The sequence below is a fragment of the Pseudonocardia sp. DSM 110487 genome (assembly GCF_019468565.1).
Lineage (GTDB): Bacteria > Actinomycetota > Actinomycetes > Mycobacteriales > Pseudonocardiaceae > Pseudonocardia.
Genome location: NZ_CP080521.1, coordinates 2216955 through 2242969, shown reverse-complemented (window position 1 = coordinate 2242969; position 26015 = coordinate 2216955). Strand labels below are relative to the sequence as shown.

General features: G+C 71.5%; 25 protein-coding genes. 10 read left to right on the top strand and 15 right to left on the bottom strand.

Annotated features, from left to right (window positions below):
* The first annotated feature begins 6 nt into the window (after positions 1–6).
* Genes K1T35_RS10215 through K1T35_RS10200 form a run of 4 tightly spaced genes read left to right on the top strand, consistent with a single transcriptional unit; the run spans position 7 to position 3902 of the window.
* Positions 7–1182: an MFS transporter gene (locus K1T35_RS10215; RefSeq protein ID WP_255621750.1), complete on the top strand. Its 1176-nt coding sequence runs from the start codon at positions 7–9 to the stop codon at positions 1180–1182.
* A complete protein-coding gene (locus tag K1T35_RS10210; protein WP_220259918.1) occupies positions 1179–2462 on the top strand; it encodes an amidase family protein in 1284 nt (427 codons plus the stop codon). The genes K1T35_RS10215 and K1T35_RS10210 overlap by 4 nt, the downstream gene beginning before the upstream one ends.
* A gap of 25 nt (positions 2463–2487) precedes the next feature.
* Positions 2488–3066 carry a TetR/AcrR family transcriptional regulator gene (locus K1T35_RS10205; RefSeq protein ID WP_220259917.1) on the top strand — a complete coding sequence of 193 codons (579 nt, stop codon included), beginning with the start codon at positions 2488–2490 and terminating at the stop codon, positions 3064–3066.
* Positions 3063–3902 carry an MBL fold metallo-hydrolase gene (locus K1T35_RS10200; RefSeq protein WP_220259916.1) on the top strand — a complete coding sequence of 280 codons (840 nt, stop codon included), beginning with the start codon at positions 3063–3065 and terminating at the stop codon, positions 3900–3902. Before K1T35_RS10205 ends, K1T35_RS10200 begins: the two co-directional genes overlap by 4 nt.
* Here K1T35_RS10200 and K1T35_RS10195 read toward each other — a convergent pair.
* From K1T35_RS10195 to K1T35_RS10175, 5 genes are all read right to left on the bottom strand, one after another.
* Positions 3899–4414: a GNAT family N-acetyltransferase gene (locus tag K1T35_RS10195; protein WP_220259915.1), complete on the bottom strand. Its 516-nt coding sequence runs from the start codon at positions 4412–4414 to the stop codon at positions 3899–3901. The genes K1T35_RS10200 and K1T35_RS10195 overlap by 4 nt on opposite strands.
* Positions 4411–4821 (bottom strand): nucleoside-diphosphate kinase, encoded by a 411-nt coding sequence (gene ndk / locus K1T35_RS10190; protein ID WP_220259914.1) that lies wholly within the window; start codon positions 4819–4821, stop codon positions 4411–4413. The genes K1T35_RS10195 and ndk overlap by 4 nt, the downstream gene beginning before the upstream one ends.
* A 21-nt stretch (positions 4822–4842) precedes the next feature.
* Complete coding sequence (locus K1T35_RS10185; RefSeq protein ID WP_255621749.1) at positions 4843–5358, bottom strand: DM13 domain-containing protein; 516 nt, start codon at positions 5356–5358, stop codon at positions 4843–4845.
* 76 nt (positions 5359–5434) lie between these two features.
* Entirely contained in the window at positions 5435–5812 is a 378-nt protein-coding gene (locus tag K1T35_RS10180; protein WP_220259912.1) for a DUF4233 domain-containing protein, read from the bottom strand.
* Positions 5809–7287: a folylpolyglutamate synthase/dihydrofolate synthase family protein gene (locus K1T35_RS10175; RefSeq protein WP_220259911.1), complete on the bottom strand. Its 1479-nt coding sequence runs from the start codon at positions 7285–7287 to the stop codon at positions 5809–5811. The genes K1T35_RS10180 and K1T35_RS10175 overlap by 4 nt, the downstream gene beginning before the upstream one ends.
* A gap of 150 nt (positions 7288–7437) precedes the next feature.
* Between K1T35_RS10175 and valS the strand changes: the two genes are divergently transcribed.
* From valS to K1T35_RS10160, 3 genes are all read left to right on the top strand, one after another.
* Complete coding sequence (valS, locus tag K1T35_RS10170; protein WP_220259910.1) at positions 7438–9984, top strand: valine--tRNA ligase; 2547 nt, start codon at positions 7438–7440, stop codon at positions 9982–9984.
* Between the two features lie 113 nt (positions 9985–10097).
* The gene (locus K1T35_RS10165; protein ID WP_220259909.1) at positions 10098–11183 is read left to right on the top strand and encodes a serine hydrolase domain-containing protein; all 1086 of its coding nucleotides are present in this window, start codon (positions 10098–10100) and stop codon (positions 11181–11183) included.
* Positions 11180–11680 carry a pyridoxamine 5'-phosphate oxidase family protein gene (locus tag K1T35_RS10160; RefSeq protein ID WP_220259908.1) on the top strand — a complete coding sequence of 167 codons (501 nt, stop codon included), beginning with the start codon at positions 11180–11182 and terminating at the stop codon, positions 11678–11680. The genes K1T35_RS10165 and K1T35_RS10160 overlap by 4 nt, the downstream gene beginning before the upstream one ends.
* Before the next feature lie 20 nt (positions 11681–11700).
* Here K1T35_RS10160 and K1T35_RS10155 read toward each other — a convergent pair whose 3' ends face one another.
* Positions 11701–14346, bottom strand: coding sequence for a valine--tRNA ligase (locus K1T35_RS10155; RefSeq protein WP_220259907.1), 2646 nt, complete (start codon positions 14344–14346; stop codon positions 11701–11703).
* Between the two features lie 173 nt (positions 14347–14519).
* On the opposite strand from K1T35_RS10155, the gene K1T35_RS10150 reads away from it, so the two are divergent.
* Entirely contained in the window at positions 14520–15953 is a 1434-nt protein-coding gene (locus tag K1T35_RS10150) for an amino acid permease (protein WP_220259906.1), read from the top strand.
* Here K1T35_RS10150 and K1T35_RS10145 read toward each other — a convergent pair.
* Both K1T35_RS10145 and K1T35_RS10140 read right to left on the bottom strand, forming a co-directional pair.
* Positions 15950–16678: a hypothetical protein gene (locus tag K1T35_RS10145; protein WP_220259905.1), complete on the bottom strand. Its 729-nt coding sequence runs from the start codon at positions 16676–16678 to the stop codon at positions 15950–15952. The two genes, K1T35_RS10150 and K1T35_RS10145, sit on opposite strands and share 4 nt — an antisense overlap.
* A 27-nt stretch (positions 16679–16705) precedes the next feature.
* Entirely contained in the window at positions 16706–18208 is a 1503-nt protein-coding gene (locus K1T35_RS10140) for an alkaline phosphatase (protein ID WP_220259904.1), read from the bottom strand.
* 72 nt (positions 18209–18280) lie between these two features.
* Here K1T35_RS10140 and K1T35_RS10135 point away from each other — a divergent pair, with 72 nt between their 5' ends.
* Both K1T35_RS10135 and K1T35_RS10130 read left to right on the top strand, forming a co-directional pair.
* Positions 18281–18703 (top strand): PPOX class F420-dependent oxidoreductase, encoded by a 423-nt coding sequence (locus K1T35_RS10135; protein ID WP_220259903.1) that lies wholly within the window; start codon positions 18281–18283, stop codon positions 18701–18703.
* A 105-nt stretch (positions 18704–18808) separates the two neighbouring features.
* Positions 18809–18949: a hypothetical protein gene (locus K1T35_RS10130; RefSeq protein ID WP_255621748.1), complete on the top strand. Its 141-nt coding sequence runs from the start codon at positions 18809–18811 to the stop codon at positions 18947–18949.
* 508 nt (positions 18950–19457) lie between these two features.
* Here K1T35_RS10130 and K1T35_RS10125 read toward each other — a convergent pair.
* From K1T35_RS10125 to tig, 7 genes are all read right to left on the bottom strand, one after another.
* Positions 19458–19772: a DUF6457 domain-containing protein gene (locus K1T35_RS10125; RefSeq protein ID WP_220259902.1), complete on the bottom strand. Its 315-nt coding sequence runs from the start codon at positions 19770–19772 to the stop codon at positions 19458–19460.
* A 120-nt stretch (positions 19773–19892) separates the two neighbouring features.
* Positions 19893–20033 carry a hypothetical protein gene (locus tag K1T35_RS10120; RefSeq protein WP_220259901.1) on the bottom strand — a complete coding sequence of 47 codons (141 nt, stop codon included), beginning with the start codon at positions 20031–20033 and terminating at the stop codon, positions 19893–19895.
* The gene (locus tag K1T35_RS10115) at positions 20030–21421 is read right to left on the bottom strand and encodes an OFA family MFS transporter (protein WP_220259900.1); all 1392 of its coding nucleotides are present in this window, start codon (positions 21419–21421) and stop codon (positions 20030–20032) included. Before K1T35_RS10115 ends, K1T35_RS10120 begins: the two co-directional genes overlap by 4 nt.
* A 195-nt stretch (positions 21422–21616) precedes the next feature.
* On the bottom strand, positions 21617–22900 hold the full coding sequence (clpX, locus tag K1T35_RS10110) for an ATP-dependent Clp protease ATP-binding subunit ClpX (protein ID WP_220259899.1): 1284 nt from the start codon (positions 22898–22900) through the stop codon (positions 21617–21619).
* Between the two features lie 181 nt (positions 22901–23081).
* Positions 23082–23735, bottom strand: coding sequence for an ATP-dependent Clp protease proteolytic subunit (locus K1T35_RS10105; RefSeq protein ID WP_304940848.1), 654 nt, complete (start codon positions 23733–23735; stop codon positions 23082–23084).
* Positions 23732–24313 (bottom strand): ClpP family protease, encoded by a 582-nt coding sequence (locus tag K1T35_RS10100; RefSeq protein ID WP_370645338.1) that lies wholly within the window; start codon positions 24311–24313, stop codon positions 23732–23734. Before K1T35_RS10100 ends, K1T35_RS10105 begins: the two co-directional genes overlap by 4 nt.
* A 194-nt stretch (positions 24314–24507) precedes the next feature.
* Positions 24508–25938: a trigger factor gene (tig, locus tag K1T35_RS10095; protein ID WP_220259897.1), complete on the bottom strand. Its 1431-nt coding sequence runs from the start codon at positions 25936–25938 to the stop codon at positions 24508–24510.
* Positions 25939–26015: the final 77 nt, after the last annotated feature.

Below are 26015 nucleotides of genomic sequence, written 5' to 3'. Positions count from 1 at the left end.
TCCGCCGTGAACGAACCGGGAGTGCTGCTGCGGCAGCGGGGCAGGGTGTGGTGGGGAGCCGGAGCGGCGGTGGCGGCAGTGGGCTGGGGAGCCCAGCAGTTCGCCCCGCTCCTGTTGATGTACCGCGCCGAGCTGGGCGTGGGCGCCGCCACCGTGCAGGCCGTCTTCGCGACCTACGTCGTCGGGTTGATCCCCGGGCTCCTGTTCGGCGGTCCCGTGTCCGACCGGTACGGCAGGCGCCCCGTGGTCCTCGCGGCGTTGGCCGCGTCCGTTGCCGCCTCCGCCCTGCTGCTCGCAGGCGGTCACGGCATCGGGTGGCTGTTCGCCGGCCGGCTGGTCGCCGGGTTCGCGAGCGGAGCGGGCTTCAGCGCGGGCGCGGCCTGGATCAGGGAGCTCAGCGCGGGCGCCGTCGACGACGGCGAGCGCGGCCCCCGCCGGGCGACCGTCGCGATGACCGCGGGGTTCGGCCTCGGCCCGCTCGTGGCGGGGGTGCTGGCGCAGTGGGCGCCTGCCCGCACCGTGCTGCCCTACCTGCCGCACCTGCTGCTCGCCGTCGCCGCCCTGCCGCTCGTGCGGCTCACGCCGGAGACCCGCACCGCGGGCGACGGCCGCGTGCACATCCCGGACATGTCGTCGCGGCGGTTCCGCACCGTGGTCGCACCGCTGGCACCGTGGGTGTTCGGCGTGGTTGCGGTCGGCATCGCCTACCTGCCCGGGCTGGTCGAGCGCCGCCTCGGTGGGTACGTGCTGCTCTTCTGCACGCTGGTCACCCTGCTCGGCGCCGCTGCAGGGATCGCCGTGGTCCCCGTGGCGCGCCGGGTCGCTCGCAGCGGGAGCCGCCGCCTGCTCGCCACGGCACTGGGCACCGTGGTCGCCGGCCTCGTGGTCGCGGCCGTCGCCGCCGCAACGACCGACCCGCTCCTCGTCGTCGCGGCGGTCCTCGTGCTCGGCGCGGCCTACGGGTGCTGCCAGGTGTGCGGCCTCGCCGAGGTGCAACGCATCGCCCGGCCCGGACAGCTCGCCGGGCTCACCGCCGCCTACCAGGCGATCTCGTACCTGGGCCTCGCCGTGGCCGTCCCGCTGGCCGCCGTCGACCACATCGTTGCGCCGAGCGTCCTGCTGCTCGGCCTCGCATCGCTCGCCGCACTCACGCTCGTCCTGACGGTACGGGCAGCGCGATGAACGAGCAGGTCGAAGCCGCGCTGCAGCGCGCGAGCGAGACGGCTGAGCTCAACGCGTTCGTCGCGCTCGCCGACGCAACGGAACCGGGTACGTCCGGCGGCCCGCTCGCCGGCGTGCCGATCGCGGTGAAGGACAGCATCCACGTCGCCGGGTTCCCGTGCACCGGCGGAACGCCTGCGCTGCGGAACTGGCGGCCCGCGGCGGACGCCACGGTGGTGCGGACGCTGCGTGCCGCGGGCGCCGTGATCGTCGGCAAGACCGGCATGCACGAGCTCTCGGCCGGGATCACCTCCAACAACCTCGCGTACGGCGCGGTACGCAACCCGCACGATCCGCGACTGATCGCGGGCGGCAGCAGCGGTGGGAGCGCCGCCGCTGTGGCGGCGGGCATCGTGCCGGTGTCCCTCGGCGCCGATACCGCCGGGTCCGTCCGGATCCCCGCCGCGCTATGCGGGTGCGTGGGATTCCGCCCGACGACCGGTCGGTACCCGAACGACGGCGTGATCCCGCTGTCGGCCACGCGCGATACCGTCGGCCCGATCACCCGTACCGTCGCCGACGCGGCGCTCGTCGACGAGCTGATCACCGGCCTGCGCATCCATCCGGTCGAGCTGGCCGGGCGCAGGCTAGGCGTGCCACGGGCCTACTTCTACGACGACCTCGACGCCGAGACCGCCGCGGTGATCGACGACGCGCTCGGGCGGCTGTCGGACGCAGGGGCCGAGCTGGTCGAGACCCGGGTCGAGGATCTCGACGAGCTGACCCGACCCCACTCGCTCGCCCTCACCCTGCACGAATGGCCCCGCGAGCTGGGGATGCACCTCGCCCGCCACCGCTGTCCGGTCACGGTCGAGGAGGTCGTCGACGCGATGGCAGGGCCGGTCGAGCGCAAGTGGCTCGCCGACCAGCTCTGGGGCGACCCCGTTCCGGTCACCCACCACGTCGAGATCCTGGAACGGGCCCGGCCCGCGCTCGTGGCCCGCTACGCCGACTGCATCAGCCGGGACCGGCTGGACGCGCTGGTGCTGCCCACGACCCGGCTCCCGGCGCGGCCGATCGGGCAGGACGACGAGGTACTGATCAACGGACGCCAGGTCGGCACGCTCGAGGCGTACCTGCGCAACACCGACCCGACCGCGTTCGCCGGCCTCCCGAGCATCACAGTGCCGGCCGGCCGCGCGGCCTCCGGGCTGCCGGTCGGGCTCTCGTTCGACGGCCTGCCCGGCACCGACACGACGCTGCTCGCGCTCGCGGCCGCCTTCGAACGCCTGGACAGGTAGTAGACCGGTCTCTATAGTTCGGGCGGTGCCGCGACGAACAGACACCCGGGAGCGGGTGATCCGGACGGCGGCGAGCCTGTTCCGGGCCCAGGGCTACCACGCAACCGGGCTCAACCAGGTGCTGGCCGAGGGCGGACTACCGAAGGGCTCGCTGTACTTCCACTTCCCCGGCGGCAAGGAGCAGCTCGCCGTCGAGTCGCTGCGGCTCTCTGGCGAGGAGCTCGGCAACGGGATCGCGGCCGCGCTCGACGCCACCCCGGACCCCGCCACCGCCCTCGACCGGATCTTGGCGCTGCTCGGCGAGCACCTGGTCGACACCGACTTCCGGGAGGGCTGCCCCGTGGCCACGGTCGCGCTCGACGCCGCCGCGCAGAGCGAGCCGATCCGTGCCGCGTGCGCGGGTGTCTACGACTCGTGGGAGGAGGTCGTCGCGCGGCACCTGCGCGCCGCCGGGGCCGACGACGCCGAAGGACTCGCGACCGTGCTCGTCGCCGCCATCGAGGGCGCCGTCCTCCTCGCCCGCACCCGCCGGGACGTCACGCCACTGCAGACCGTGGGGACGCACATGCGCGCCCTGCTCGCACCCGAACGGAGATCGGCATGAGGATCCACCACCTCAACTGCGGCACGATGCGCCCCTACGGTGGCCGCCTGGTCAGCGGGAGCGGCCCTCTGCTCGCCACCGCCGAGATGATCTGCCACTGCCTGCTGATCGAGGCCGGCCACGGGCTCGTCCTCGTCGACAGCGGGTACGGCACCGACGACGTCCGCAACCCGGACGCGTCGCTCACCCGGTCGTTCCGGCGGCTGGCGCGGCCGGTGCTCGCCGAGTCCGAGACGGCGCTGCGGCAGGTCGAGAAGCTCGGGTTCCACGCCGAGGACGTCCGCGACATCGTCCTCACCCACCTCGATCTCGACCACGGTGGCGGGCTGCGCGACTTCCCGAACGCGCGCGTGCACGTGATGCGGGGTGAGCTGGAGGCGGCGCGCGCGGCCCGCACGTCCCGCGAGCGCACCCGCTACCCGATGGCTCAGTGGGCGCACGGGCCGCAGTGGGTCACGCACGACCCGCAGGGCGACGAGTGGTTCGGCTTCGCGGCCGTCCGCGAGCTGCCCGGCGTCGCGGCGGACATCCGGCTCGTCCCGCTGATCGGGCACACCGTCGGGCACACGGGGGTGGCCGTGCGCGACGGCGGCGGCTGGCTGCTGCACGCGGGCGACGCGTACTTCCACCACGACGAGATGGACGCCGTCGCTCCCGGCTGCCCGCCGGGCCTGCGCTACATGCAGGCGCGGATGGAGACCGCGCGCGGGCTGCGGCTCGCCAACCAGGAACGGCTGCGCGAGCTGGTGCGGGAGCACGGCGACCAGATCACGATCTTCAGCGCCCACGACCCGGTGGAGCTGCGGGCGCTGCAGCGCCACCGGGCGGACGTCTAGAGCCTCAGCTGGAACCAGTGCTCGTCGCGCAGGTCGCCGGGCCCGATGCGCAACGCGTCGGGGAACAGCCCGACCTGCGTCCAGCCCTGCTTGACGTAGAACTCGGGCAAGGCGGTCCCACCGCGTGTGGAGAGCAGCAGCTGCTCCAACCCGATCGTGGTGGCATGTGCGACTGCGGCGTCGAGCAGGGCCTTGCCCCACCCGCGCCCCTGCAGGTCGGGGTGCAGCATCAGCTTGAGCACGTCGGCGCGGTGCCGGACAACGGCCCGGTCACCACGCCGGAGGAAGACAGTGCCGGCGAGCTCGCCGTCGGCGTCGATCGCGATCAGCTGCTGCCGACCGGCCCGCACGTCCTCGACGAGCTCGTCGGCGGCCGTCCGGATGTCCGCCTCCGGGGCGTCCACCGCGAAGCCGACGGCCCCGTCCGCGCGCGTGACCGCCGTCCAGAGCGTGCCGAGCTCGGCCGCGAGGCCCGGCCGCGCCTCGGTGACGAGGCGCGGCCCCTCGATCACAGGTTCGGGAACCAGAGCTTGATCTCCCGCGCCGCGCTCTCCTGCGAGTCGGAGCCGTGGACGAGGTTGTACTGCGTCTCGAGGCCGAAGTCGCCGCGGATCGTTCCGGGGGTGGCCTTCTCGACCGGGTCCGTGCCGCCGGCCAGCTGGCGGAATGCGGCGATCGCCCGCGGGCCCTCCGCGACGGCGGCGAGCACATGGCCGGAGGTGATGAACTCCAGCAGGTCGCCGAAGAACGGCTTGCCGTCGTGCTCGGCGTAGTGCTGCTCGGCGAGCTCGCGCGGGACGGTGCGCAGCTCGAGGGCGACGATGTCGAGCCCCTTGCGCTCGATGCGGGAGATGACCTCGCCGATCAGGCGGCGCTGCACGCCGTCGGGCTTGACGAGGACCAGGGTGCGTTCAGTCACGCGGACGAGGGTATCGGCGGCTCACCCGGCGACCGGCTCCAGGGCGGCCGCCGCGAACGACACGGCGAACCGCTGGCACCACACGCTCACGCTCGGGAGCTCCGCGAGGTCGACCTCGGGTGGGAGTGGGTAGTTCGAGCTGCCGATGTTGCCCTTGAGATCGCCGAGGTCGACGTAGCGGCCGTCGTCGAACACGTGCCAGCCGTCGCGGCCCTCGATGACCGATGCGTCCGTGATCCAGACCTGCAGGTCCGGTCCGTTGCTCGTGTTGAGATCCTCCAGCCGCAGCACGCGGGAGCCGTCCGGGAGCTCCAGGACGGCCACGGAGCCGCTGCTCTCGTGCTCGTGGCTGATCAGCTCGCCGCGGGCGATGACGACCGGCTCGGCGGGCGCAGCCGGCGCATCGGGGGCGGCCGGCGCGGCCGGCGCAGCGGCAGGCACGGCCTCGTCCACCCGGTCGTCGATCACGAGCTTCCACGGCTGGAAGAGCGCGAGTGCCACCACGGCCAGCGCCGCGCCGGCAGCGATCAGGGTCACGACGAGAGGACGGCGGCGGAGCGGCGTATGAGTGGCCATGGCGCAAACCGTGCCCTACCCGCAGCAGGGAAGACCCTTACGGTTCGCGGACCTGTTGGCTCGGCAGCTCGCCGCGAGCCATCTTGCCCATGAGGTCGCGGCGCAGCAGCAGGATCCCGACCCACACCAGCGCGAACACCACACCCATCACGCCGAGCGCCGGCACCAGCAGCCCGCAGGCGATCATCACGGCCTGCAGGCCGAGCGCGAACCACAGCCCCCACGGCCGCCGTTGCAACCCCGCCGCGACGACCATCGCGACGGCGAGCGCGACGATCACCGTGACGCCGAACGGGGTGGCGCCCTCGCCGAACTTCGACAGCACGAGCAGGGCGAGCGCCACGACGATCGCCTCGAGGGTGAGCGTGGCGGCGTACACGCCGCGCAGCCCCTTCATCGGGTCGGGGACGGTCATGCCGGGTCCTTACCGAAGAGCGTGCGCACCTCGCCCGCGGTGACCACCGACCCGGTGACCACGACGCCCACGCCGGACTCACCGCCCTCCTCCGCCAGCTCCCCTGCCTGGTCGACGGCCTCACGCAGCACCGGCTCGACGCTCACTCGGGCCGAGCCGAACACCTCGACGGCGAGCGCGCCCAGCTCGTCGGGGTCCATGGATCGGGGCGAGGAGTTGGCCGTGATCACGACCTCCTGCAGCACCGGCTCCAGCTCGGTGAGGATGCCGCGGACGTCCTTCTCCCGCATCACGCCGAGCACCCCGACGAGCCGGGTGAAGCGGAACTCCGAGACGAGGGCGGCCGCGAGCGCACGGGCCCCGTGCGGGTTGTGGGCGGCGTCGGCGAGCACGGTCGGAACGCCCTGGCCTGCCGCCAGCCGCTCCAGCCGCCCCGGGGACTGGACGCGCTCGAACGCGGCCCGCACCACGTCGGCGTCGATCGGCTGCTGCGGGCCCGCGCCGACCAGCGCCTCCGCGGCGGCCAGCGCCAGCGCGGCGTTGTTGGCCTGGTGCTCGCCGTGCAGCGGGAGGAAGACGTCGTCGTACGTGCCGCCGAGGCCCTGCAGCACGAGCCGCTGCCCGCCGACGGCGATCTCCCGCTCGCGCACGCCGAACTCGACGCCCTCGCGCGCGACCTGCGCCTCGACCTCGGCGCACCGCTCCAGCAGCACGTCGGCCACCGCCTTGTCCTGCGCGGCCAGCACGGCGACGGCGCCGGGCTTGATGATGCCCGCCTTTTCGCGCGCGATGCCGATGATGTCGGTGCCGAGGTACTCCGCGTGGTCGAGGCCGATCGGGGTGATCACCGCGACCGTTCCGTCGGCGACGTTGGTGGCGTCCCAGCGCCCGCCCAGCCCGACCTCGACGATCGCCGCCTCCACCGGGGCGTCGGCGAACGCCGAGAAGGCCATTGCCGTGAGCACCTCGAACTTCGAGAGCGCGACACCTTCCTTGAGGTCGACGAGCTCCACGAACGGCTGCACGTCCCGGTAGACCTGGACATACCGCTCGGGCGTCACCGGGCGGTTGTCGATGTTGATCCGCTCGGTGGCCCGCTGCAGGTGCGGGCTGGTGTATCGCCCGGTGCGCAACCCGACCTCGGTGAGGATCGCGTCGACCATGCGCGCCGTGGAGGTCTTGCCGTTGGTGCCGGTCAGGTGCACCACCGGGTAGCCGCGGTGCGGCTCGCCGAGCACGTCCACCAGCGTGGCGATCCGGTCGAGCGAGGGCTCCATGACCGTCTCCGGCCACCGCCGGTTGAGCTCCTGCTCGACCGCGAGGAATTCAGCGAAGCCCAGCGTGGAAGACTCGGCGGGCACCACGTCGGGGGTGTCGCCACCGCGGATGGCGTCGAGGACGTGCGAGACCACCGCGTCCTCCGGCGTGGAGATCTCGCCCTCGCCCTCGGGCAGCTCGTCGCGCTCGTCGCTCACACGTCCTCCTCGCTGACGCTCGTCAGCCGCGTTCGCGGCGCTGCTGTGTTGAATGGTGAGCTCGCAAGCTCGCCCACGTATTCGAGTCTACGAGCCGGGACGGGGCGAAACCCGGGGCGGGCGTCGCGCCGTCACCACTACCGTTGCCACATGACTACGCCTGCTGCTTCCCTGCCGGAGCGGCCCACGATCGACGGCCTCGAGCCGACGTGGGCCGGCCGATGGGACGAGTCGGGCGTATACCGGTTCGACCGGACGCGGCCGCGCGAGGCGGTGTTCGCGATCGATACCCCACCGCCGACGGTGAGCGGGTCCCTGCACGTCGGACACGTGTTCTCCTACACGCACACCGACGTGATCGCGCGCTACCAGCGGATGCGCGGGCGTGCGGTGTTCTACCCGATGGGCTGGGACGACAACGGCCTGCCCACCGAACGCCGGGTGCAGAACCACTTCGGCGTGCGCTGCGACCCCGCCCTCCCCTACGACCCCGCGTTCGAGCCGCCAGAGCGGGCGGGCGAGCGCCAGATCCCGGTGTCCCGGCGGAACTTCATCGAGCTGTGCGAGCGCCTCACCGCCGACGACGAGGTCGCGTTCGAGGAGCTGTGGCGCAGGCTCGGGCTCTCCGTCGACTGGTCCATGACCTACCGCACGATCGGCGTCCCGGCCCGGGTGGCGGCACAGCGGGCGTTCCTGCGAAACCTCGCCCGAGGGGAGGCGTACCTGTCCGAGGCGCCGACGCTGTGGGACGTCACGTTCCGCACCGCCGTGGCGCAGGCGGAGCTGGAGGACCGCGAGCGGCCCGCCGCGTTCCACCGGCTGCTGTTCACCCGCGCCGACGGCGCCGACCTGGAGATCGACACCACCCGGCCCGAGCTGCTGCCGGCGTGCGTCGCGCTGGTGGCCCACCCCGACGACGAGCGGTACCGCGCGCTCTTCGGCACAACGGCGCGCACCCCCGTCTTCGAGATGGAGGTGCCGGTGCTCGCCCACCGCGCCGCCGATCCGGAGAAGGGCACCGGGATCGCGATGGTCTGCACCTTCGGCGACACCACCGACGTCCTGTGGTGGCGCGAGTTGCAGCTGCCCACGCGCACCGTCGTCGGGCACGACGGCCGGTTCCTGTCCGAGCCGCCGGACGGCCTGAACGGCACGGCGTACGCCCAGCTGGCCGGGGCCACCGTGCACACGGCGCGCGAGCGGGTGGTCGCGATGCTGCGGGAGAAGGGCAGGCTGCTCGGGGAGCCGAAACCGATCACCCACGCCGTGAAGTTCTACGAGAAGGGCGACAAGCCCCTAGAGATCGTCACCACCCGGCAGTGGTACGTGCGCAACGGGGGCCACGACGCCGACCTGCGCGCGGCGCTCCTCGAGCGCGGCCGCGAGCTGGCGTGGCATCCCGTGCACATGCGTGCCCGGTACGAGAACTGGGTCGAGGGCCTGAACGGCGACTGGCTGGTCAGCCGGCAGCGGTTCTTCGGGGTGCCGTTCCCCGTCTGGTACCCGCTCGACGAGCACGGCGAGCCCGTGTACGACCGCCCGATCTCCGCGGCCGAGGCCGCGCTGCCGGTCGACCCGAGCACCGACGTGCCACCCGGCTTCACGGAGGCACAGCGCGGCGAGCCGGGCGGCTTCGCGGGCGACCCGGACGTCATGGACACCTGGGCCACCTCGTCGCTCAGCCCGCAGATCGCGGCCGGCTGGTGCAGCGACGACGACCTGTTCCAGCGGGTCTTCCCAATGGACCTGCGCCCGCAGGCCCACGACATCATCCGCACCTGGCTGTTCGCCACGGTGCTGCGCGCGCACACCGAGCACGGCACGCTGCCGTGGCGGCACACCGCGATCTCCGGCTGGATCCTCGACCCGGACCGCAAGAAGATGTCGAAGTCGAAGGGCAACGTCGTCACGCCGATGGCGCTGCTGGAGCAGTACGGCTCGGACGCCGTGCGCTACTGGGCCGCGGGCGCCCGGCCCGGCACCGACACGGCCTTCGACCCGGGCCAGATGAAGATCGGCCGCAGGCTCGCGATCAAGGTGCTCAACGCGAGCCGTTTCGCGCTCTCGACGGGAGCCGTCCCCGGCGAGGTGACGGCACCGCTGGACCGGGCCCTGCTGGCGGAGCTCGCCGACACCGTCGAGGTCGCCACCGCCGCGCTGGAGGACTTCGACCACGCCCGCGCCCTCGAGGTCACCGAGCGGTTCTTCTGGCACTTCTGCGACGACTACCTCGAGCTGGTCAAGGCCCGCGCCTACGGCGAGCACGGCGAGGACGCGGCCGCTTCGGCCCGCGCCGGGCTGGCCACCGCGCTGTCGGTGCTGCTTCGGCTGTTCGCACCCGTACTGCCGTTCGTCACCGAGGAGGTCTGGTCGTGGTGGCAGGAGGGCTCGGTGCACGTCGCCCCATGGCCCGAGGCCACCGATCTCCGCGCGCAGGCAGGCGACCCACAGGTCCTCACCGCCGCCACCGAGGTCCTCACCGCCGTGCGCAGGGCGAAGTCGGAGGCGAAGGTCTCCATGCGCGCCGACGTCAGCAAGACGGTGGTGACGGCCCCCGGCGCCGTCCTGTCCACGCTGGCCATGGCCGAATCGGACGTGCGAGCGGCCGGCCGGATCCAGAACCTGGTGCTGGAGGAACGCAACGAAGGCCCCACGCGGGTGGAGGTGCTCCTCCCGGACCGCGTCACGGAGCCATAGTGCTGATCTGAGGGCCCCTCCCGCAGCACTGTGGAGCCACAACGCTGCCGGGTGACCGATGAGTGTGGCGCCTGCCCACGGTCATACCTGGTGTGCGCGAGAAGCGGCTTGCTGTGGCGATCGATGCCCTGCTCGACGAGTTGGTCGCCTCGGGAGCGGAGGTGGGGCTGCAGGTCGCCGTCATTCGGCACGGCCGCACGCTCGTCGACGCGGCACGGGGAGTGGCTGATTCGCGCACGGGCGCACCGGTCGAGCCGGGCACGCTGTTCTGGGCCGGTTCCACCGCGAAGGGCGTCGCCGCCACGGTGGCGCACGTCCTCGTCGAACGGGGCGCCCTCACCGATGACATGCGAGTCGTCGAGGTGTGGCCGGAGTTCGGGGCCCACGGGAAGGACCGGGTGACACTGCGCCACGTGCTGACTCACACCGCGGGCGTCCCGGGCCTCCCGCCCGGCACGAGCGCGGCCGACCTGTGCGACTGGGACCGCATGTGCGGGGTGATCGCCGATGCGGAGCCGTGGTGGGAGCCCGGCACCCGGTTCGGCTACCACGCCAAGACGTTCGGGTTCCTGCTCGGTGAGACCCTCCGCCGCGCGACCGGCGACCCGATCTCGACCCTGCTCCGCAGGCACGTGACCGAACCGCTCGGGGTCGGCGACGAGGTCCACTTCGGCGTCCCCGAGTCACTGCTGCCGCGGGTGGCTCGGCAGGTCGGGTCCGCCACAGCACTGCCCGAACCCGGTTCACCGCTCGCCCGAGCGATGCCTCCCGGCGTTGTTCCGGACGCCGAGTACGCCAACCGCTCCGACCTCCTCACCAGCGACATCCCCGCCGAAGGCACCATGAGCGCCCGCGGCGTCGCCCGCGTCTACTCCGCCCTCCTCGGGCACGTGGACGGCGTCGACCTCGTGTCGCCCGGCCGGCGCACCGCGATGGCCGCGATCGCGTTCACCGGGATGGACGAGGTGATGGGCTTCCCTGCGTCCTGCGCGTTCGGCTACAGCCCCTTCCGCCCGAGCGGCCGCGGCCGGCCCGGCTCGACGTTCGGCTGGCTCGGTGCGAACGGTTCCGCCGCCTTCGCCGACATCGACTCCGGCGTCGCCGTCGCGATGATGCGCAACCGCTTCGGCGACTTCACCACCGCGGCCCGCATCGACCAGTTGATCGTCGACGAACTGACACGAGAGGACTCTCCATGAGTGCACCGAAGACCTCGCTCGACAGCCGGTTCAGCGACCCGGCCGCCACGGCGACCTCGTGGGACGACACTGTGGAAGCCATCAAGTCTGCGGAGCTGTTCTGGATCACCACCGTCCGCGCCGACGGCAGGCCGCACGTCACCCCGCTGCCCGCGATCTGGCTCGACGGCGCCCTCCACTTCTGCACCGGTGCCGCCGAGCAGAAGGCCGTCAACCTGCGCGCGAACCCGCACGTCGTCCTGACCACCGGCCGCAACGACTGGGACCGCGGGCTCGACGTCGTCGTCGAGGGTGACGCCGTCCAAGTCACGGACGACGCGATGCTGAAGCGGCTCGCCGACGCGTGGCGCACGAAATGGGACGGACGCTGGCAGTTCGAGGCGCGCGACGGCGCGTTCCAGCACGAGGTCGGCCCGGCGCTGGTGTACGCCGTCGCACCCGCCAAGGTCCTGACCTTCGGCAAGGGCACGTTCTCCCACACCCGCCACCGGTTCTGAGCCCAGGAACCTATCCGAACTCAGGCGCTGGGCAGGGCCTCCAGCCGCGCCGTCACCCTCGCGATCTCCGCCTCCGCAGCCTCGCGCCGGGTGCGAATACCCGCCACGACGTCGGCCGGGGCCTTCTCCACGAACTTCGGGTTGGCGAGCTTCTTGTCCGCCTGGTCGAGCTCCTTCTGGGCGGCGGCGAGGTCGCGGCCGAGACGGGCCCGTTCGGCGGCCACGTCGATGGCGCCAGAGGTGTCGATCTCGACGTGGACCTTCCCGCCGGAGAGCAGGACGTCCAGCGTGGCGCTGGGCGCGAAGCCGTCGCCCGGGTCGTCGAGGCGGGCCAGTGACCGCAGCGCGGCCGCCGCACCACCCGGACCGGGCTCGCCGAGTCCGGCGGCCACCAGGCCCTCCACCCGGGCCGCGACGCGGCGGCTGTCGGGCAAGCCCTGCTCGGTGCGGAACCGGCGCACCTCGGTGATCAGCTTCTGCACGTCGGCGAGCCGGCCGTTGGCGGCCGCGTCGACCGGCGCACCCACGCCCGTCGGCCACGGCGCGACGACCACGGACTCGCGGCCGGTCAGCGCCGTCCACAGCGCCTCGGTGACGAACGGGCTGATCGGGTGCAGCAGCCGCAACAGCGCGTCCAGCACGTGGCCGAGGACGGCGCGGGTGCCGTCGGCGGTGCGCTCGTCGCGCAGCTGCACCTTGGCGAGCTCGAGGTACCAGTCGCACAGCTCGTCCCACGTGAAGTGGTAGAGGCCCTCGGTGGCCTTGGCGAACTGGAAGTCCTCCAGCAACGCGTCGGTCTGCTCCACCACCTCGGCGAGTCGGCCGAGGATCCAGCGGTCGGCGTCGGTGCGGTCGACGTCGGCGGGCAGGTCCAGGTCCGCCGACGCCCCGTTGGTCAGCGCGAGCCGGGTGGCGTTCCACAGCTTGGTGCCGAAGTTGCGCGAGCCGGCGACCCACTCCTCCGACAGCGCCATGTCGGCACCCGGGTTGGCCCCCCGGGCGATCGTGAAGCGCAGGGCGTCGGCGCCGAAGCGGTCGATCAGGTCGAGGGGGTCGATCGTGTTCCCCTTGGACTTCGACATCTTCTTGCCGTGCTGGTCGCGGATCAGCCCGTGCAGGAACACGTGCTCGAACGGCGGCTTCCCGTCCATCGCGTACAGCCCGAACATCATCATCCGGACGACCCAGAAGAACAGGATGTCGTAGCCGGTGACCAGCACGGACGTCGGGTAGTAGCGCGCAAGGTCCGGCGTGGAGTCCGGCCAGCCGAGCGTCGAGATCGGCCACAGCCCGGAGGAGAACCAGGTGTCGAGCACGTCCTCGTCCTGGCGCCAGCCCTCGCCGGTTGGCGGCTGCTCGTCGGGTCCGACGCAGACGACCTCGCCGTCCGGGCCGTACCAGACCGGGATGCGGTGGCCCCACCACAGCTGCCGGCTGATCGTCCAGTCGTGCATGTTGTCGACCCAGTCGAAGAAGCGCTTCTCCAGCTCCTTCGGGTGGATGGTGGTCCGGCCGTCGCGGACGGCGTCGCCCGCGGCCTTCGCGAGGGGCTCGACACGGACGAACCACTGCAGCGACAGCCGAGGTTCCACCACCGTGTCGCACCGGCTGCAGTGCCCGACCGCGTGCACGTACGGGCGCTTCTCCGCGACGATCCGGCCCTGCGCCCGCAGCTCCTCGCGGACGGCATCGCGCGCGGCGAACCGGTCCATCCCGTCGAACCTGGTGCCGGACCCGGTGATCACCGCGGCGTCGTCCATGATCGAGGGCATCGGCAGGTCGTGGCGGCGGCCGATCTCGAAGTCGTTGGGGTCGTGCGCCGGGGTCACCTTCACCGCGCCGGTGCCGAACGCGGGGTCCACGTGCTCGTCGGCGACCACGGGGATCTTCCGGCCGACGATCGGCAACTCGATCTCGCGGCCGACGAGGTGGGCGTAGCGCTCGTCGTCGGGGTGCACGGCCACGCCCGTGTCGCCGAGCATCGTCTCGACGCGGGTGGTGGCCACGACGACGGAGTCCTCCCCGTCGCCGTAGCGGATCGAGACGAGCTCACCCTCGTCGTCGTGGTGGTCGACCTCGATGTCCGACAGTGCCGTGTGGCAGCGCGGGCACCAGTTGATGATCCGCTCGGCCCGGTAGATGAGGTCGTCGTCGAAGAGCCGCTTGAAGATCGTCTGGACGGCGCGGGAGAGGCCATCGTCGAGCGTGAACCGCTCGCGCGCCCAGTCGACGCCGTCGCCGAGGCGGCGCATCTGGCCGAGGATCGCCCCGCCGGACTCGGCCTTCCACGTCCAGACCTCGTCGACGAACGCCTCCCGGCCCAGGTCGTGGCGGCTGCGGCCCTCGCCGGCCAACCTGCGCTCGACGACGTTCTGGGTGGCGATGCCCGCGTGGTCCATGCCCGGCAGCCACAGCGCGTCGTAGCCCTGCATCCGGCGGCGCCGGGTGAGGATGTCGATCAGCGTGTGGTCCATGGCGTGGCCGAGGTGCAGGCTGCCGGTGACGTTCGGCGGGGGGATGACGATGCAGAACGGCGGCCGGTCCGACGCGTTGTCGGCCTCGAAGTACCCGCGCTCCACCCACCGCTCGTAGAGCACGCCCTCTACCTCGCCCGGGTTCCACTGGGCGGGCAGGTCGGCAGTGCGCTGTGGGAGGGTGTCGGTCACTCGAAAAAGTCTACGAGCGACCGACAGTGAGCCGGTGGGCGGCCGGTACTAGGCCGTGTCTCGCGGATCTTGACCGCGCTCTTCGAGCCCAGATCTCGAAGCCCATCGGCCAAGATCCACGAGACACGGCCTAAGCCCGGCAGGACTGGGCGGCTCGGGCTAACGTGCGGTGGATGTCGGTGCTGCGCACGCTCCCGGTCGAGCACGTCCTGGAACGAGGCAGGGACGAGAACCTGCGGCGGACGCTGCGGGGGCGCGACCTCGTCGGGTTCGGGGTCGGCATCATCATCGGGACCGGCATCTTCACCCTGGCCGGGGTGGAGGCCAAGGAGCACGCCGGGCCCGCGGTCACGCTGTCGTTCATCATCGGCGCGGTCGTCGCCGCGCTGGCCGCGCTCTGCTACGCGGAGCTCGCGTCCTCGGTGCCGACGGCGGGCTCCGCCTACACCTACGCCTTCGCCACGCTCGGCGAGCTGTTCGCCTGGATCATCGGCTGGGACCTCCTGCTGGAGTTCGGGCTCGGCCTGGCAGTCGTCTCCCGCAGCTGGTCGAGCTACCTTGCGAACCTCTTCGGGCTGCCGCAGGTGCTGTTCGGTGAGACCGCGCCGGTCAACATCGGTGCCGTCCTGATCATCGGCCTGCTCACCGTGGTGGCGGTGCTCGGGATCCGCCAGTCGTCCCGGCTCACCAATGTGCTGGTGGCCATCAAGCTCGCGGTGTGCGTGCTGATCATCGGCGTCGGCATCTTCTTCGTCGACGCTGCCAACCTCACGCCGTTCATCCCGCCCGCGGTGCCCGTGCCGGAGGGTGGCTCGGTCCTCGAACAGCCGGTCGTCGAGGGCGTGTTCGGGCTGGAGGCCACGGCGTACGGGGTCGGCGGGATGCTCACGGCGGCCGCGGTCGTGTTCTTCGCCTACACCGGCTTCGAGGCGCTCGCCAACCTCGGCGAGGAGACCCGGCGACCGGAACGCGACATGACGATCGGGCTGCTCGGCGCGCTCGGCCTCTGCGCGGTGCTCTACATCGCGGTCTCGTTCGTGCTGACCGGGATGGCGCCCTACGACCAGATCGACGCCGGGGCCCCGCTCGCGGGCGCGTTCAACGCGGTCGGGCTCTCCTGGGTCGGAGCGCTGATCTCGATCGGCGCGGTCACGGGGCTGACCTCGGTGATGATGGTCGAGCTGGTTACCATCGGCCGGATCGGGTTCGCGATGGGCCGCGACGGGCTCCTGCCGACACCGATCGGCACCGCCCACCCCCGGTTCCACACCCCGCACCGGATGACGATCATCGGCGCCGTGGTGATCGCGATCATCGCGGCGACCACGCCGATCTCCGAGCTGGCCGACATGGTCTCCATCGGGGCGCTCAGCGCGATGATCATCGTTGCGATCGCGGTGCCGGTGCTGCGCCGTACCCGGCCCGAGCTGGAGCGGCCCTTCAAGGTGCCGCTGTCACCGGTGGTGCCCGCGCTCGCCGCGCTCGCCTGCTTCTACCTGATGCTGAACCTCGACCTGCTCAGCTGGCTGCGGTTCGCCGTATGGCTCGCCATCGGCCTGGTGGTCTACCTGGTGTACGGCAGACGCCACTCGCTTCTCAACCACTAGACGGGCAGCAGCACCGCCTGCAGCCGGTCGAACCCCAGCACGGACGCGAGCCTGCGCTCCCGGACCAGCCGCAGGTCCAGCGCGCGGACCTGGCCGCTCGTGGGCTCGTACACCCGCCACCGGCCGTCTCCCAGCACGCCGAGGCCCATGACGTAGTGCCGTGGCACCAGCGATCCCACCAGCAGCGGCACCGGCCTGCCCGCGGCGAGCGCGGCTCCGGCCTCCGCGAGCGCGTCGTCGACGTCGGCCGCGGACACGTCGTCGACCAGCCGCACGCGGTACGGACCGGCGGCGGGAGCGTGCCGGCGCAGCCAGCCGACCATCCCCCACGGGGTCGTGCCCAGCGCCCGCGGCCAGAACCGCGTGGACTGCCGGTGCACCTCCTTCTGCCGGGCGTCGTAGCGCGCCCCGAACCCGATAGCGACGCCCGCTCGCGCCCCGGCTCCCGCACCCGTGGCCGCGGCGGCCGCCTCGTCACCGTCGAGGCGCGCCGTCTCGGCCGGATCGGCCCACGCGGCGAGGGCGATGAGCACCGCGCTACCGCAGGTGGTGCCGTCGACCTGGTCGAGGCGCACCCCGCCGCGCCGCTGCTCGCCGAGCCGGTCGGTGAGCAGCGGGCGCCTGCCGGCCGCCAGCGGCCGGACCTGTGCGGCCGGCTCCGGCTGCGCGCGCGAGCGCCCCACCCGCGACCCGATCCGCCACGCCACCCCGACCACGGTCCGCATGCCCTGATACTCCCCGCGCAGGCGGGGTCACGCCACGGCCGGGAGCGTGGTCGACCAGAGCTCCTCCCCGCCCTGCCCGCGCAGCGTCACGCGCAGCTCGCCGCCCGGGGCGACCTCGACCTCACCGAAGTGCTGGAACCCGGCGGCGGGTGAGGTGTTCGGGGCAGGCGGGGCCTTGACGAACACGGCCTCGGGGCCGAACGTCGCGTCGAGGGGGTTCGGCCCGAACGCGCCTGCGTGCAGCGGCCCCGAGACGAACTCCCAGAACGGGTCGAACTCGGTGAATGCGGCCCGCTCCGGCGCGTAGTGGTGGGCAGCCGTGTAGTGCACGTCCGCCGTGAGCCATACGACGTTGCGGACGTGGCGCCTGCGCAGCTCCGACAGCACCCACGCGAGCTCGGCCTCCCGCCCGCTCGGCGGACCGGCGGCACCGTTCGCGACGGCCTCCCACGCGGTCCCGTCCGGAACCTGCACGCCGATGGGCATGTCGGAGGCCACGAACTTCCACGTCGCGTGCGAGGACGCCAGCCCGTCCACGAGCCACCGCGCCTGCCGCTCGCCGAGGATCCGTTCGAGCGGACCGGTGTTGGCGCTGTTGGCGTCCCGGTAGGTGCGCATGTCGAGCACGAACAGCTCGACGTGCGCCCCGTACGGCAGCCGCCGGTACACCCGCCCGTCCACCGCCCGGCGCGGGTCGAGTGGCACCCACTCGTGATAGGCCTGGAACGCCCGCCCGGCGAGGACGTCCACCCGTTTCTCGGTGTAGCGGTCGTCCGCGAGCAGCTCGCCCGGATACCAGTTGTTCGTGACCTCGTGGTCGTCCCACTGGTTCACCTGCGGCACGGCCGCGACGAAGGCGCGCAGGTGCTCGTCGAGCAGGTTGTAGGCGTACTGCCCGCGGAACTCGGCGAGCGTCTCGGCCACCTTCGCCTTCTCCGGCGTCACCAGGTTCCGCCACGTGGTCCCGTCGGGCAGCGCGACGGTCTCGGTGAGGGGCCCGTCGGCGTAGATGGTGTCGCCGCTGTGCAGGAAGAAGTCGGGGTCGCGCTCGGCCATGGCGCGGAAGATCCGCATCCCTCCCCGGTCGCGGTCGATCCCCCAGCCCTGCCCGACCACGTCGCCGGACCAGACGAACCGCACGCTCTCGCTGCGGGCGGGCGGCGTGCGGAACGAACCGGTCACCGGCTCGCTCGCGACGCGGCCGTCGAGGTCCTCCGCCGTGACGCGGTAGTGCACCGTGCGCCCGCGGCCGAGTACCCGCACCTTCCCCGTGAAGTCGGTGTCCGGGGTGAGCACCGGTCCCTCGACCCGCCGCGCGTGCGCGAAGCCGGGTTCGTCCGACACTTCGACGACCATTCGGGACGGCCGGTCCGCGCGCGCCCAGACGAGGCCCGACCCGCGGACCACGTCCCCGGACTGCACGCCGTGGGTGAGTACGGGGCGGTCGGCCCGGACGAGTCCGGGGGCGGCGAATGCGCCGACGGCGGCGGCGCGGAGCAGGGAGCGGCGGTCGATGCGGAGGGAGCGCATGCGCCTGGTGTAGACCATCCGGGTGAACGATTGCCGGTACCGGGATGAACGGCGGCGCCTACAGTGCCGAGTGTGTCCGACCTGACGCCCGAGATCCGGGCCTTCCTCTCCACCGGTACGCGCACCGGGAAGCTGGGCTACATCGCCAAGGACGGCCGCCCACTGGTGGCGCCGGTGTGGTTCGTCGTCGACGGGGACGAACTGGTGTTCAACACCGGTGCGACCACACCCAAGGCACGGGCGATCGCCCGCGATCCCCGGATCGTGCTCTGCGTCGACCACGACGAGCCGCCCTACGCGTTCGTGCAGGTCCAAGGCACCGCGACGGTAACGGACGACCTGGACGAGCTGCTGCGAACCGCCACCGCCATCGGCGGTCGCTACATGGGCGCCGACCGGGCCGAGGAGTTCGGGAAGCGCAACGGCGTGCCGGGCGAGCTCGTGGTGCGCCTACGGCCGACCCGCGTGATCGCCGACCTCGACGTCACCGGCTGATGCCGCGATCGCGCGCGGTTCACAGGGCCCGGGGAGGCGGCGAGGTCGGCGAGAACGCGCCGGGCGGCGAGCAGCAACTCGCGGCCATCACTTAGCGTCCTGCCCGTGACAGAACGACGCGCGATCCTCAGCGGCTCGACGTTCGAGGAGCAGATCGGGTACGCCCGCGCCGTGGTCGACGGCGACTGGGTGCACGTGTCCGGGACGACCCGCTACCCCGTCCGGTGGCGGTGGTCGCACCCATGATCCGCGGTCTCGGTTGTCCATGGCTGTGCCGACAGCCATGGACAACCGGAACTTCGGATCATGCCGCCGCGCTGTCGAGCGCCTGGGTGGGCGGCCGCTTGCCCGCCGGGCCCGATGCTCGTCATGTCGGTCTGGTCGGCCAGCACGCCGGTGGGCGCGCCGTTCCCGGCTCGGGCCGCCGGGTGCTCGCGCTGCGGTCCGGCCTCTCGTGTGGTCCCGCCGGTTCGCCTTGACCTCTCAATCCCTCTCCTGGAGAGCCAGGGTGACACCAGTACCGGGCCGCGGCGGTGCCTGTGATCAGCGGGAACGTGACATGAGCCGCGTGGGTGCGGCTGAGGTCACGCTCCGGCCGATCATGCCGGTGTGCGTGGTCAGCGGGGTGGGAACGGGACCACAGCCGGTCGCGTCACAACCAGCCCTTGATCATCGAACTGGCGCGTTTCCCGACGCGTAGCGTCGGCTTTGGCGCCGATCCGCTGATCACGTACGACGCTAACGGCTAGTCCCGTCAGGCGCGGCGGGACTGGTCGCCCGCCGGGGCGCCGCGATCGCTGTCGGCGCCCCACCCGTCGGCGAGACGCCCGATCTTCTGGGCGTAGTCGCGGGCGGCGACGGCCGGGTCGTCGGCGCGACCGGCCGCCACCCCGACGAGGAAGGCGGTGACCGGCGCTCCCGGCCGGGAGACGCCGTGGGCCACGTCGGAGGTCAGGTCGAGCACCATGTCGACCACGCCCTCGCGTTCAAGGGCGCCCTCGATGCCCAGCTCCCGCACCACGGCGGTGACCCACTCGGACAGGGCGCGCGCATCGCTGCTCTCAGCCACGGGCGCGACCCTAACCCCGTGGGACGGCGCCCGCCCGGGCGCCCCGATCCCGGCGTCGCGCGCTGAGTGCGGTCCGCGCATGGCCCGCGGCGCCTGCGAGGACCACAGCCGCCGCGCGGATCAGCCGCCGAACAGGGCCGGGATCTTGATCACGAGCTGGTACAGGCCGTACAGGAACGGGACCACCACCCAGACCCAGGCCAGCCATGCGACCGCGGGCGGGCCGGACCGGACATCGGCGGACTCGGTGTGCGCGCTCATGCCGCCTTCGCTCCCTCGGGGCTGATGGCCTGCTCCCCCACCGGCTCGTGGAAGCGCTCGTGCACCGGCCGGATGAGCTCGTTGCAGATGAAGCCGATGATCAACAGGCCGATCATGATCGAGAACGCCACGGTGTACCGCCCCGGCCCCTGCACGCCGGCCGCGATCTGGGCGTCGGCGATCGCGTTGACGATCACCGGCCCCAGCACGCCCGCCGTGGACCACGCGGTGAGCAGCCGCCCGTGGATCGCGCCCACCTGGTACGTGCCGAACAGGTCCCGCAGGTACGCGGGCACGGTGGCGAAGCCGGCACCGTAGAACGACAGGATCAGCATCGAGGCGATCAGGAACAGCACCTGGTTGGCGTTGCCCGTCAGCGTGATGAGCAGGTACAACAGCGCGCCAACGCCCAGGTAGACCCGGTAGATGTTCTTCCGCCCGATGATGTCGGACGTCGAGGACCACACGATCCGGCCGACCATGTTCGACAGCGACAGGATCGCGACGAATCCCGCGGCCGCGGCGGCGATCTGCGTGCCGGCGTCCGGGAAGTAGTCCTGGAAGATCGGCGAGGCGCGCTCGAGGATGCCGATACCCGCCGTGACGTTGAAGCACAGCACGACCCATAGGAACCAGAACTGGGGCGTGCGGATCGCGTTGTTCGCCGACACGTTCGCCGTGGTGATGAGCGTTCCGGTCTTGGCGGAGTCAGGGTGCCAGCCCGCAGGCCGCCAGCCATCGGGCGGCACTCGCACGAGCAGCCACCCGACCGACATGAACACCGCGTACACCAGCCCGTGCACGAGGAAGGACAGCGCGACCCCGCTCGCCTGAGGATTGTCCCCGGTGGCGCCGAACCCGCTGAGCATCGAGGCCGACCACGGCGACGCGATCAGCGCTCCGCCGCCGAAGCCCATGATCGCGAGCCCAGTGGCCATGCCGGGCCGGTCCGGGAACCACTTGATGAGCGTGGATACCGGCGAGATGTAGCCGATGCCGAGCCCGATCCCGCCGATCAGGCCGTACCCGACGATGACCAGCCAGTACTGGCCGATGGACACGCCGAAGGCCGAGACGAGGAAGCCGGTCGAGAAGCAGAGCATCGACATGAACATGGCCCAGCGCGGGCCGTTGCGGTCCACCGCGGTGCCGAACACCGCGGCCGACACCCCCAGCATCACGATCCCCAGCGTGAACGGGAGCGCGGTGAGTGTGCCCGCAGCCGGGTTGCCCTGCAGCATCGTGGCGGCGAGCGGATTCTTGAAGACGCTCCACGCGTACGCCTGCCCGATCGCGAGGTGGATGGACAGCGCAGCGGGTGGGATCAGCCACCTGCTCCATCCGGGCGGCGCGATGATGCGCTCGCGTTGCAGGAACCCGACGGCCATGGCAGCTCCCTCGCCACCTCACGGGACACGACCGCGTGAACGTAGATCACGGTAGGTGCAGGTGCAACCGCGACTACGCCATACGGTATGCGATCGCGACCGGCGGTCGACGAACGGCGAACGAGCGGGGCGAATCGCCCGCAACACAACGACGCCGGCCCGCGTTGCGCGGACCGGCGTCGTTTCGCGAAAAGCTCAGGCAGAACGCTCGCGGCGCTCCCGGCGGGCCGGGGTGCGAGGAACGATCGTGGGGTTGACGTTGCTGCGCACCGTCTGGCCGGTGACGACGACCTTCGCCACGTCGTCGCGGCTCGGGATGTCGTACATGCAGGGCAACAGCACCTCCTCCATGATCGCTCGCAGACCACGGGCGCCGGTGCCGCGCAGGATGGCCTGGTCGGCCACCGCATCGAGCGCGTCCTCGGTGAACTCCAGCTCCACCCCGTCCATCTCGAACAGCTTGCGGTACTGCTTCACCAGTGCGTTGCGCGGCTCGGTGAGGATCTTGACGAGGGCGTCCTTGTCCAGCGAGGTGACCGAGGCGACGATCGGCAGGCGGCCGATGAACTCGGGGATCAGGCCGAACTTGATGAGGTCCTCTGGCAAGGTCTCGGTGAAGCTCTCGGCGGGGTCGATGTCGCGCTTCGAGCGAATCTCGGCACCGAAACCCAGACCCCGCTTGCCCACCCGGTCGCCGATGATCTTCTCGAGACCCGCGAACGCGCCGGCCACGATGAACAGCACGTTGGTGGTGTCGATCTGGATGAACTCCTGGTGGGGGTGCTTGCGCCCACCCTGCGGCGGCACGCTCGCGGTGGTGCCCTCCAGGATCTTCAGCAGGGCCTGCTGGACGCCCTCGCCGGAGACGTCGCGCGTGATCGACGGGTTCTCCGACTTGCGGGCGATCTTGTCGACCTCGTCGATGTAGATGATGCCGGTCTCGGCGCGCTTGACGTCGTAGTCGGCGGCCTGGATCAGCTTGAGCAGGATGTTCTCGACATCCTCGCCCACGTAGCCGGCCTCGGTGAGCGCCGTGGCGTCGGCGATCGCGAACGGCACGTTGAGCAGCTTGGCCAGTGTCTGCGCGAGGTAGGTCTTGCCGCAGCCGGTGGGGCCGAGCATGAGGATGTTGGACTTGGCGATCTCGATACCGTCGCCACTGTCGCCGCCACCGCGGCGCTCGCCGGCCTGGATGCGCTTGTAGTGGTTGTAGACCGCCACCGACAACGTGCGCTTCGTCTGGGTCTGCCCGACGACGTACTGGTCGAGGAACTCGTGGATCTCCGCCGGCTTGGGCAGCTCGTCGAGCTTGACCTCACCCGCTTCGGCCAGCTCCTCCTCGATGATCTCGTTGCAGAGATCGATGCACTCGTCGCAGATGTAGACCCCAGGACCGGCGATCAGTTTCTTGACCTGCTTCTGGCTCTTCCCGCAGAACGAGCACTTGAGCAGGTCACCGCCGTCGCCGATGCGTGCCATGAGTGCAGACCCCAAATCCTTCTCTGCGCTGCCCCGGCGGGTCCGGGAGGCGCGCTCTCTGGACGGTACCCGTCAGACCCGGTCCCCGGGGAGCTTCGTGCACCGGAGATTCGGCGACGGGTCGGCGGACGGTCGACGCCGGCGAAGAAAAGCCGGGCGCCGACCGCGCCTCTTGAATTGTCTAGACCGCGGAGAGCTTGCGGCTCTGGATGATCTCGTCGACGATCCCGTACTCCTTGGCCTCTTCGGCCGTGAGGATCCGGTCCCGCTCGATGTCCTCGTGCACCTGCTCGGGGGTGCGGTGCGTGTGGTGGGCCAGCGTGCTCTCCAGCAGCCTGCGCATGCGGGAGATCTCGGCCGCCTGGATCTCCAGGTCCGACACCTGGCCGTAGAAGCCCTCGGTGGCGGGCTGGTGGATCAGCACCCGCGCGTTCTGCACGGCGAGCCTGCGCCCCGGCGTGCCGGCCGCGAGCAGTACCGCAGCCGCGGACGCGGCCTGCCCGAGGCAGACCGTCTGGATGTCCGGGCGGATGAACTGCATCGTGTCGTAGATCGCCATCAGGGACGTGAACGACCCACCCGGCGAGTTGATGTACATGCTGATCTCGCGGTCCGGGTCGGCCGACTCGAGGCACAGCAGCTGCGCCATCACGTCGTTGGCCGACGCGTCGTCGATCTGCACCCCGAGGAAGATGATGCGCTCCTCGAAGAGCTTGTTGTACGGGTTGGACTCCTTGACCCCGTAGCTCGTGCGCTCGACGAAGGACGGCAGCACGTACCGGGACTGTGCCGGCTCGGGAGCACGGCCCCCCGACGGCGTCCACATGTTGCTCATCGGGCGCTCCCGTTCTGGTTCGGGTCGGGAATCTGGCTGGCGCTGGAGATCACGTGGTCGACGAAGCCGTACTCGAGGGCCTCCTGCGCGGAGAACCACCGGTCACGGTCGAAGTCGGCGACGATCCGCTCGACGGTCTGGCCGGTGTGCTCGGCGATGAGCTCCGCCATCTCGCGCTTGTGGCGCTTGAACAGCTCCGCCTGGATCGAGATGTCGGACTCGGTGCCGCCGACGCCCGCCGACGGCTGGTGCATGAGGATCTGGCAGTGCGGCAGCACGTACCGCTTGCCGGGCGTGCCCGCCGAGAGCAGGAACTGCCCCATCGACGCGGCCATGCCCATCCCGTACGTCGCGACGTCGCACGGGATGAACTGCATGGTGTCGAAGATCGCCATGCCGTCCGGCACCGAGCCACCCGGCGAGTTGATGTACAGGGAGATGTCGGCCTCCGCGTCCTCCGCCGCGAGCAGCAGCATCTGCGCCGCGATGCGGTTGGAGATCTCGGAGTCCACCTGCTGGCCGAGCACGATGATGCGCTGCTGCAACAGCCGCTCGTACACCGAGTCGGACAGCGTCATCGACGCAGGCGCGCCACCCCGCCGCATCGTCTCTCCGACGAGTCGGTCCGCCGTACGCGGGCCGATGTCCTGTGGCCTCACTTCACCCTGCCTTCTGCTGGTTCGGCTCGCGTGTCCATCGATAGCGACCCTACGCGGACGAACCTCACGTTCGCCGCGTCTGGCCAGGTTGTTCGCTGTGGGCGTGGCGCGCCTCAAGAAGAGGCGGGCGCCTTCTCCTCGGAAGCGGCAGGCGCGTCCTCACTCGGCTCGGTGCCGGCCTGCGCGGCATCGGTCGTCTCCGCGCCCTCGTCCTCGTCCTCGTCCTCGCCCAGCAGATCGGACAGGTCGACCTCGCTGCCCGAGCTGTCGGTGACGCTGGCCGCGCGCACAGCCGCGATGAGCGCCTTGCTGCGACGCACGTCCGAGTAGACCGCACCCAGCTGGCCGGCCTCCTGGATGCGGCGCACGAACTCCTCGGGCTGCATCTGGTACTGCTGCGCCTGGAAGACGATGCGCTCAGTGAGCTCTTGCTCACTCACGGTGGTCTGCTCGCGGTCGGCGAGCGCGTCGAGCACGAGCCGGGTGCGCACGGACTTCTCCGCGGCCTCCTTGGTCTCGGTGTCGAACTGCTCCCGGCTGCTCCCCTGCGAGACGAGGAACTCCTCGAACTTGGCCTCGTCGTGGTCGAAGGGGTGCACGGCGTCGTGGACGGCGGAGTCGACCTCGGCCTTGACGACGGACTCCGGCAGCGGCACCTCGGTGGCATCGACGATGGCGTCGAGCACCTTGTCCCGCGCCTGAGTGACCTGCTCCATCCTGCGGACGCGGCCGAGCCGCTCGCGCAGGTCGGCCGTGAGCTCGTCGAGCGTGTCGAACTCGCTGGCCAGCTGGGCGAACTCGTCGTCGGCGTCGGGCAGCTGACGCTCCTTGACCGCGGTGACCTTGACGGTGATCTCGGCGTCGCGGTCGGCGAACTCACCCGCTACCAGCCTCGAGGTGAAGGTGGCCTCCTCATCGGCGGACAGGCCGGTGACCGCATCGTCGATGCCGTCAATGAGGCCGCCCTGGCCCACCTGGTAGGAGAAGCCGGTGGTCTGGGCCTCCTCGACGGGCTCGCCGTCGACGGTGGCCGACAGGTCGATGAGGACGAAGTCGTCCTTCTGCGCGGGCCGCTCGACGCCTGCGAGGGTGCCGAAGCGGGCGCGGAGGTTCTCCAACTGCTCCTGCACGTCATCGTCGGAGACCTCGACGTCGTCGACCGACACGGCGAGCGAGGAGAGGTCCGGCAGGTCGATCTGCGGGCGGACGTCGACCTCGGCCTTGAAGGAGAGCTTGTCGCCGTCGGCGATCTCGGTGACCTCGATGTCGGGGGTGCCGATCGGGGTGATGTCCTCCGCGGAGGTGACGGCCTCGCTGTACTTGGCCGGAACGGCGCCGTTGACGACCTCCTCGAGCACGACACCACGCCCGAGGCGCGCCTCGATGATGCGGGCCGGGACCTTGCCCGGGCGGAAGCCGGGCACCCTGACCTGCTGCGCGATCTTCTTGTAGGCCCGGTCGAAGTCCGGCTTCAGCTCGTCGAAGGGCACCTCGACGTTGATGCGGACTCGCGTCGGGCTCAGCCGCTCGACGGTGCTCTTCACGGTGGGGACTACTCCTCGGTTGTACTGGGATGTGCGCGGACCGCAGGCGACATGGTCCGCTCGCGGTCCCGGCCACG

Excerpts from the sequence above, each read along its gene's own strand:
- K1T35_RS10210 (WP_220259918.1), top strand. The coding sequence starts at position 1,179 with ATGAACGAGCAGGTCGAAGCCGCGCTGCAGCGCGCGAGCGAGACGGCT.
- K1T35_RS10200 (WP_220259916.1), top strand. The coding sequence starts at position 3,063 with ATGAGGATCCACCACCTCAACTGCGGCACGATGCGCCCCTACGGTGGC.
- K1T35_RS10180 (WP_220259912.1), bottom strand. The coding sequence starts at position 5,812 with ATGACCGTCCCCGACCCGATGAAGGGGCTGCGCGGCGTGTACGCCGCC.
- valS (WP_220259910.1), top strand. The coding sequence starts at position 7,438 with ATGACTACGCCTGCTGCTTCCCTGCCGGAGCGGCCCACGATCGACGGC.
- K1T35_RS10160 (WP_220259908.1), top strand. The coding sequence starts at position 11,180 with ATGAGTGCACCGAAGACCTCGCTCGACAGCCGGTTCAGCGACCCGGCC.
- K1T35_RS10150 (WP_220259906.1), top strand. The coding sequence starts at position 14,520 with ATGTCGGTGCTGCGCACGCTCCCGGTCGAGCACGTCCTGGAACGAGGC.
- K1T35_RS10145 (WP_220259905.1), bottom strand. The coding sequence starts at position 16,678 with ATGCGGACCGTGGTCGGGGTGGCGTGGCGGATCGGGTCGCGGGTGGGG.
- K1T35_RS10140 (WP_220259904.1), bottom strand. The coding sequence starts at position 18,208 with ATGCGCTCCCTCCGCATCGACCGCCGCTCCCTGCTCCGCGCCGCCGCC.
- K1T35_RS10120 (WP_220259901.1), bottom strand. The coding sequence starts at position 20,033 with ATGAGCGCGCACACCGAGTCCGCCGATGTCCGGTCCGGCCCGCCCGCG.
- K1T35_RS10115 (WP_220259900.1), bottom strand. The coding sequence starts at position 21,421 with ATGGCCGTCGGGTTCCTGCAACGCGAGCGCATCATCGCGCCGCCCGGA.
- clpX (WP_220259899.1), bottom strand. The coding sequence starts at position 22,900 with ATGGCACGCATCGGCGACGGCGGTGACCTGCTCAAGTGCTCGTTCTGC.
- K1T35_RS10105 (WP_304940848.1), bottom strand. The coding sequence starts at position 23,735 with ATGAGCAACATGTGGACGCCGTCGGGGGGCCGTGCTCCCGAGCCGGCA.
- K1T35_RS10100 (WP_370645338.1), bottom strand. The coding sequence starts at position 24,313 with ATGACGCTGTCCGACTCGGTGTACGAGCGGCTGTTGCAGCAGCGCATC.